At 69.0% G+C, this 6,413-nt stretch carries 7 protein-coding genes; all 7 read right to left on the bottom strand.

The features are described from left to right. Nucleotides 1-70: 70 nt before the first annotated feature. Nucleotides 71-1,609 (bottom strand): ParB N-terminal domain-containing protein, encoded by a 1,539-nt coding sequence (locus tag ACFV0Q_RS36710; RefSeq protein ID WP_385011643.1) that lies wholly within the window; start codon nucleotides 1,607-1,609, stop codon nucleotides 71-73. Nucleotides 1,610-1,676: 67 nt separating this feature from the next. Then, a complete protein-coding gene (locus ACFV0Q_RS36705) occupies nucleotides 1,677-2,264 on the bottom strand; it encodes a hypothetical protein (protein WP_385011641.1) in 588 nt (195 codons plus the stop codon). Nucleotides 2,265-2,400: 136 nt separating this feature from the next. Further along, a complete protein-coding gene (locus ACFV0Q_RS36700) occupies nucleotides 2,401-2,655 on the bottom strand; it encodes a hypothetical protein (protein ID WP_385011639.1) in 255 nt (84 codons plus the stop codon). Between the two features lie 110 nt (nucleotides 2,656-2,765). Next, a complete protein-coding gene (locus ACFV0Q_RS36695; protein ID WP_385011636.1) occupies nucleotides 2,766-3,554 on the bottom strand; it encodes a phosphoadenosine phosphosulfate reductase in 789 nt (262 codons plus the stop codon). Then, a complete protein-coding gene (locus ACFV0Q_RS36690) occupies nucleotides 3,551-4,336 on the bottom strand; it encodes an N-6 DNA methylase (RefSeq protein WP_385011634.1) in 786 nt (261 codons plus the stop codon). The genes ACFV0Q_RS36695 and ACFV0Q_RS36690 overlap by 4 nt, the downstream gene beginning before the upstream one ends. A 421-nt stretch (nucleotides 4,337-4,757) precedes the next feature. Continuing rightward, complete coding sequence (locus ACFV0Q_RS36685; RefSeq protein WP_385011632.1) at nucleotides 4,758-4,970, bottom strand: hypothetical protein; 213 nt, start codon at nucleotides 4,968-4,970, stop codon at nucleotides 4,758-4,760. Between the two features lie 368 nt (nucleotides 4,971-5,338). After that, on the bottom strand, nucleotides 5,339-5,815 hold the full coding sequence (locus ACFV0Q_RS36680) for a hypothetical protein (RefSeq protein ID WP_385011630.1): 477 nt from the start codon (nucleotides 5,813-5,815) through the stop codon (nucleotides 5,339-5,341). Nucleotides 5,816-6,413: the final 598 nt, after the last annotated feature.

Genomic DNA, 6,413 nt, shown 5'->3' with positions numbered 1-6,413 from the left:
ACTGGATGGTGGGTGGTGACGCGCGGGGCGCGGGTCCCCTGTGGGGGACCGCGGCCGGATAGTGGAGCGATCAGGCCGACTTCTTCTTGGGCCTGTACTTCTTGATGCCCTCCGCCAGGATCTCGGCCTCGACCTCGCTCAGCTTGTAGCCCTGCTCCTTGAGGTACGACAGCCAGGTCACCGTGTGCGGCTCGACGTTGCGCCACGCGCCGTCGTGCATGACCTCGCTCTCGAACATGGCCGCGACCTGGGCCAGCAGCAGGCGCCAGCGTCGCGTCTTCGCGGTGGTGGCGATCACCGGTCCGTACGGGTTGGGCACGCGGTGCCAGTGGTCGAGGTCTCCGTTGGGGTCCTTCATGCCGAGGAAGGAGCTGATCAGGTCCGTCTTTGGGCGGGTGGCCGCCCGGCCGTAGTGATCAGAGGTGCCGGTGATGGTGGAAAGAATCAGTACCCACGTCGCGTCGTTGGCCTCGCCGCCGGCCGCACACAGCTGGCTGATGTAATCGCGGCGCACCTCGCGTGCAGTCCTCCACGCCTTGTTGTAGCGCCGGACTTTGCGGACGGCTTCCAGCATTTCCGGCGTCGACTTGGGGACCTTCGCCGCGGCGGACTCGGAGTCGGTGAGTTCGTGGTCGTACCGCTTCCAGTCTGTGCACAGCCACTCCACCGCGGTGTCGCCTGGGATCAGAGCGGCCGCGTGACCGGGGCACTCCTGGTGCAGCTCGGCCGTCATGGCATTGCCGATGTCGCTGACGAGGTCGGTGAGACTGCGCGAGTTGCCGTGCTCGCGGTGGGCATTCCAGGCGACCACTGTGACACCGCTGGTCTTCAGCTCCTCGAGGATCCGGGCCCGCTCTTCCTCGTCCTTCTGCTTCTGGCGCAGCTCGGCGAGGGCGTGTGCCCAGTGGCCGCGTGAGGAGTCACCTGCCTCCGTGTCCTTCTTCTTGGCGTGCTTGAGGGTGGTGAGGGCTCCGCCGAGGTTCTCGACCGAGTGGTAGTCGGCCATGTCCACGAGGTCGAAGGCGGCGGCGTTCGCCTCCCGCAGGGCGCGGGTGCTGAGCTTGGCAGCCTGCGGTGCGGCGGCGACCTCCTCGGGCTTGATGCCGAGTGCCCTGGCGGCGCGCTCCTTGCGCATCTTGCCGACCGGCATCAGGGCCAGCTGCTCGGCGGCATCCAGTACGTCGAGGGATGTGGCCTGTCGGCGGTGGACGTTCTCCACGACGGAGAGGGACAAGGCTTCGTCGTCCACGTCTCGCAGGTCGTCGCGGACAATGGCCGGGACCAGGCGGATGGGCTGGCCGGCGGCGATGGCGCGCTCGGCGGCGATCGCGGCGGCCTTCATGCGGCGCTGACCGAAGACGACGCCGAGCAGGCCGTCCTGGGCTCCGGTCTGCGGGCGCAGCAGGAGCGGGGTGTTGACCCCGAACTCGATGACGGACTCGATCAGGGAGGCGTCGGGTTCGGTGCCGTTGTCGTCGTCGCCGCGGGTCTTGCGGTGGTTGAAAGCGTCGACCACCAGTTCACGCGGGTCGGCCCAGATGAAGCGGCCTTCGAAGGCGACCGTGGTTGCCTGGGCGGTGGTGGTGGATTCGATTGCGGTGGCGGTCATGGCTGCTGTCCTTAGCTGTTCAGGGGGTGCGGGCGGCGGGTCCGCCCGCACCGGTGGAGGCTTTTGGTCAGGCGGTGGCGGCGGCCGTCTTGGGCCTTCGGGCGGTTGTGCGCTTGGCCGGAGTGGCCGAGCGGGCCGGTGAGGCTGTCTTCGTCGCCCGCAGGGCAGCGGTCTTCGGCTTGGTGGGGGCCTTCTTCGGTGCAAACGCAGGCGCAGGCGCGGCCGGCTCGGTGGTCTCGGCGGGGGGAGGGCCGGGCTGCTCGGTGGTGGGCTCGCCAGCGGGCGGCTGGGCTTCGGCGGGCTCCTGCTGCTCGGCGGGCTTGCCGCCGAGCTTGGGGCGGTGTCCATCGAGAGCGGGCAGCAGACGCTGCTCGATGGCGTTGATGAGGGTGTCGCTGGCGCCCTCGGAGTCGCTGAAGACGACACCGGCGTTGTACCTGGGCGCGTTGGGGACGGTGAGGTAGGCCTGTGCGCCGATCCCGTCCCACAGGCGGCGGATGCCGATGCTGTGCCCGGCGGTGTGGTGGAACTCGACGGACTGCGCGTCGCCGGAGTCGTCGGCCTTCGTCCAGGGGGCGCCGAGGCGTTCGGCTATCAGGTCGCCCAGGAGGAACAAGTCGATCAGGGACAGGCGGGCTGCGGTGTCGGTGCTCATGTTCCGTGTCTCCAAGAGGTGTTGTGCGGTGGTCAGGAGGCCTGGCAGGCGGCGCGGATCACGTCTGCCGCGTCTGCGGGCAGGCCGGTGAGGTCTCCGGCGGCGCTGTAGCCGACGAAGACAACTTCGCCTTGGATCAAGTGCGGCAGCAGTGCGGCGAGTTCGTGGACGGCGCGGGCGGCGTGGAGGTTGGGGGCCTGCCAGGCGCGGTGGGCGCGGCAATGATCACGATGTCGGGGCCGGTGGGCTGCCGGATGAAGTCGACGGCCTGGATGTTGTCGAGGAGGGCCCGGCCGATGATCCGGATCTGCTGGCTGCGGACGGTGCCGATGTCGAGCTCGCGGACGTTGCCGTTGAGGTCGATGCGCACCGCGATCTCCAGGTCGGTCACTGTGGGCTCCTCTCGTTGCGGCTGGTGGCTTTTCCCCTTCGGCTTATATCTAAATTCTACTATGCATGAGGGGGGTGTCAAACACATCACCGCAGGCCAGAGGGGGGTGGCTAGGTCATGCACCACCCGGAATCGCAGCCGACATCGAATGGCAGCTCGTCCTGTGCAGCTGTCACCGCCTCCGCCAGCGGTCGGCCCGACCGGGTCAGGTACACCGGATCGCGGTCCAGCGCCGCGCGCGGGGCGGTCAGCGTCTCCTCCAGCTCACAGGCACGCTCGAAGAGCACTGGCCGGTCCCGCAGCAGCTCGGCCCAACCCGCCCGCGACTTCAGGGGACAGAACCAGCACGCCGACTTCGAGGGCAGTTCCAGCCCTTCGTCCGCGATGACGGACGGGCAGTCCGCCCGCCGCATTCGTAGGTCCAGCAGCGGGTAGGAGATCCGCTCGTGCGGCTCGACGTGCCGGTTTGACGCGCGCATGATCTCGTCCAGGGAGATCCCGATCCCCACCTCGGCGGGCGTGCCCGGCCTGGCGCCGAGCTCGCGCAGCCATCGGCCCGTAACCGCGATCTTGAAGTCGCGGGTGCAAGAGCGAGTTCCCGGAGCCCCGTTCGACATCCGCACGGGAATCGGCAGGGACCGCGAGCCCGGCCGCATCAGCCGCCCCCAGAGCGTTTCGCGCCGGCCGGAGCGTGTGATGCGGTCCAGCACGTGCAGGTCGAGGCCGTTCGGCTGGGCGTACGGCGCGGCCACCCGCTCCACATAGTCGAGAGTGCGCGGATCCTCACTGTCCGCGCCGACGTTGGCGAACAGGAACGTGCGGTGAGGGATCTCGCGCTGGGCCGCCAGGACCATCAACCCCATGCTCTGGACCCCGCCCCCGAAGCTGATCGCCTTCATGCGGCTACGGCCTTGTTCAGGAGCTGCTGTGTGGCCCGGATCCCGGCGAGGACGCGGGCCTTGCCCAGCATCTCGTCACGGTGGGCTATTGCGGCGCGGGCCTGCGCCTGGGCGTCCTCGATGGCGCGCGGGTTGGACAGGGCGTCGTCGCAGGCCACCGTCACCCGCATCCCCATACCCCAGACGATCATGTTGACCGCCCCGCAGGCGGCGGCGATCTGGTCCACATCGACCATCGACCACTGGAAGTCCGCCGGGTCGAAGCCGAGGCGTCGAAGCCGCTGAGCTGCCGCGCGCAGGAGTCCGCCGCTCCCGCCAGCCGGGTCGTGGATGTGCTGGCCTACCTCGGGCTTCTTCGCCTTCATCGACACCGCCACGGTGGCCTCAGCCATCGCGTCGGCTACCGACGGAGGCGTGTGATACTCGCCCAGGCCCTGCTGTGCACTGTTGCTGCGCAACAACATCATCACGTGAGACAGCGTGTCGGTGTGGGTTCGCTCGTACGGGTCGGAGTGCCCGGTCAGGTCGAGGATGCCGCCCTTCAATGCGGCCTGTGTGACGGCCCGGACGGCGTAGACCCGGTGCTCGTCGGCCTTCCTGCCGTTGTTGAGCCACTCGTGGAGGATGCGGGCCCGCTCGATGAGGTCGGGCCGGTGCACCCAGTGCTTCGCCCAGATCTGCCGGTACAGCTCGACCAGCTCGTCACCTTCCAGGGTGAGGATCTGTGCCTTGAGGTCGGGGCCTCCGCTGTCCTTCTGTCGCACGAGAGTGAGCGCGGCCACGAGTCCGATCGGAACAGCGATGTCCGGGCCGCCGTGCGCACGGTTCCAGGCCCCGGTGACGGCCTCGCCCAGGGCGAAGGCCTTCGAGTGGAGATCGTGCGTCCCCGCGGACCTCGGCCGGCGCTCGGCCTGGAGCGGCGGCGCGGCGGGGCGGTTGCGGCGGGCGAGGAGTGTGCGCGTCGGGGCGGCTTGGCGGCGAAGGTCTGAGGGGTGGGCGTGGGCTCGGGCTCGGCGTTCGCGAAGAGGTCCAGTTGCAGGGACACGGATTCTCCTTGGTGAGGGGGTGCTGAAACGGGGCGACCCGCCCCGCCGGGAAGGCGGAGCGGGTCGGGAGTTTGAGGTCCTCCCCTCCAACTCATATCTAAATTCTACTATTTGTGAGGGGAGGGGCAAGCCTCCCGGAAATCGCATCCGGAATAGGTCAGCCCTCGTCGACCCACACCAGGCCGTACGGGGTCTGCCTCAGCATCGACATTCCGGCCTTGTGGATATCGCCCTGCATGGCCACCCAGTTGACCGCACCGGAACTGTCGCGGTACGCCTCGACACCCCACCCCTGCGGCGAGCCGTCCAGGCTGCGCATGATCTCCGCGAGTCCATCGCCGTAGCCGATGAGGCGCTCGTGCAACTCCACGTGCGCATCAGCCAGCCGCGCCCTCCACGACTTGTTTCGGGGCTCGCGCCGGAGCTCGGAACTCGGCACCCAGCCCCGGAACGGCGTGACTGCGCCGACGTCGCGCAGCGCCGCCCACGCCACCGCCCGCTCCAAGGAGCGCAGGGGAGGTGTGTACGTGAGCTCGTACAGCTGGGCGTGATCCCATGCCGACCCGACGGAAGTGGCGCTTTGTGCATTGTGTGGTGTGGCTGCCGCGCTCCGAGCCCAGCCGCGAGCCCCCATGCGTGGGGCGGGCACGATGCTGCGCCACTCCAGGGCGGTGTCCGGAACGCGGAAACTGGCCCGCCACGCTCCCGATGCTGCGGCCGCACTCCGGCCGGCGGGGCTCACCGGCGCGCCTGCGAGGCCGCGTTCGCGGCGACTCTCGTCAGCCACCTGGTGAACGCCGTCGCGTCGCAGATGAGCAGTTCCTTCGTGTAGAGGGCCGCCTTGGCGGCGTGCCCTTGCCGCTCGTGTCTGGTCAGCGGCACGTTGATGCGGGCACCGTGGCGCCCGTCGGGCCAGGACGGCCGGGAGGCGTCCGGGGTCGACATCTCGACGTGCCAGTCAAGATTGAACTCCAGCTCAAAGGGAGCCTGGGTGCCGAGCAGGTCGTGCTCCATGTGCTCAATGACGTCGGGGTATGCGATGACGTCGTGAATCGGGCCGCCCGGGCAGTCGTCGGGCATGCCGATCCACACGCGCTGCCCGTACGTGTCGTGAGGCTCGACCTCGAGGACGTAGCGGTTGTATGCGGCGCAGGGGCCGCGCGAGGTGGACAGGTGCAGGACGCTGACGCGGTCGCCCGTCTTGAACGGGGCCATCTGAACTCCTTCGGTCTTCGGGATCAGGGGCGGGGGAACGCGGTGAGTGCCGCCCGGCCGCGCCGGGCTGTGGCGGGGCAGGGGCCGAGCAGCTGTCCGGCGAGGGTGAGGGCTGCATCGCGCTCGCCGTCGTTGTGGGCGAGCAGTAGCCGGTGCGCGGCTTCGAAGAACTCTTGCGCGGTGATGGCGTGCCGGACCCGGCAAGTGCACGAGCCGGAGGCGGTCGAGGCGAGTCTGTCCAGTAGGAGTGGGAACTCGGACCGCGGGATGCACCCGGCATGCCGGCCCGGCGGTAGCGCGCGCCGCAGGTGGGAGTTGAAGCGCAGTCCCTGTCAGCCGCACAGCATGCAGGCCACAGGCCAGTTCACATCAGATCCCGGGTAGCCCCGCAGCGGGGCCCATCCCAGGGCGTCGAGCCCGGCGAGGGCTACGGCCGCAGAGGTGATGTTCCGTGGGGTGGGCGGGAGTTCGGACAGGTAAGTACTCAGGTATTCGGTGTCGGGCACGCGGGTGTCTCCCTGGTGTGGGTGAGTGGAGGCGGTGATTGGGGGGTGTGAATTCCCCCCCCCACAAAACAAAAAAAAAATAAAAAAAAGAA

Origin of the sequence: Streptomyces sp. NPDC059564 (genome assembly GCF_042735575.1) — a bacterium.
Lineage (GTDB): Bacteria > Actinomycetota > Actinomycetes > Streptomycetales > Streptomycetaceae > Streptomyces.
Note: the sequence above shows the minus strand (reverse complement) of the source record. Positions and strands in the feature narration are given on the sequence as shown.

Excerpts from the sequence above, each read along its gene's own strand:
- ACFV0Q_RS36710 (WP_385011643.1), bottom strand. The coding sequence starts at position 1,609 with ATGACCGCCACCGCAATCGAATCCACCACCACCGCCCAGGCAACCACG.
- ACFV0Q_RS36705 (WP_385011641.1), bottom strand. The coding sequence starts at position 2,264 with ATGAGCACCGACACCGCAGCCCGCCTGTCCCTGATCGACTTGTTCCTC.
- ACFV0Q_RS36695 (WP_385011636.1), bottom strand. The coding sequence starts at position 3,554 with ATGAAGGCGATCAGCTTCGGGGGCGGGGTCCAGAGCATGGGGTTGATG.
- ACFV0Q_RS36680 (WP_385011630.1), bottom strand. The coding sequence starts at position 5,815 with ATGGCCCCGTTCAAGACGGGCGACCGCGTCAGCGTCCTGCACCTGTCC.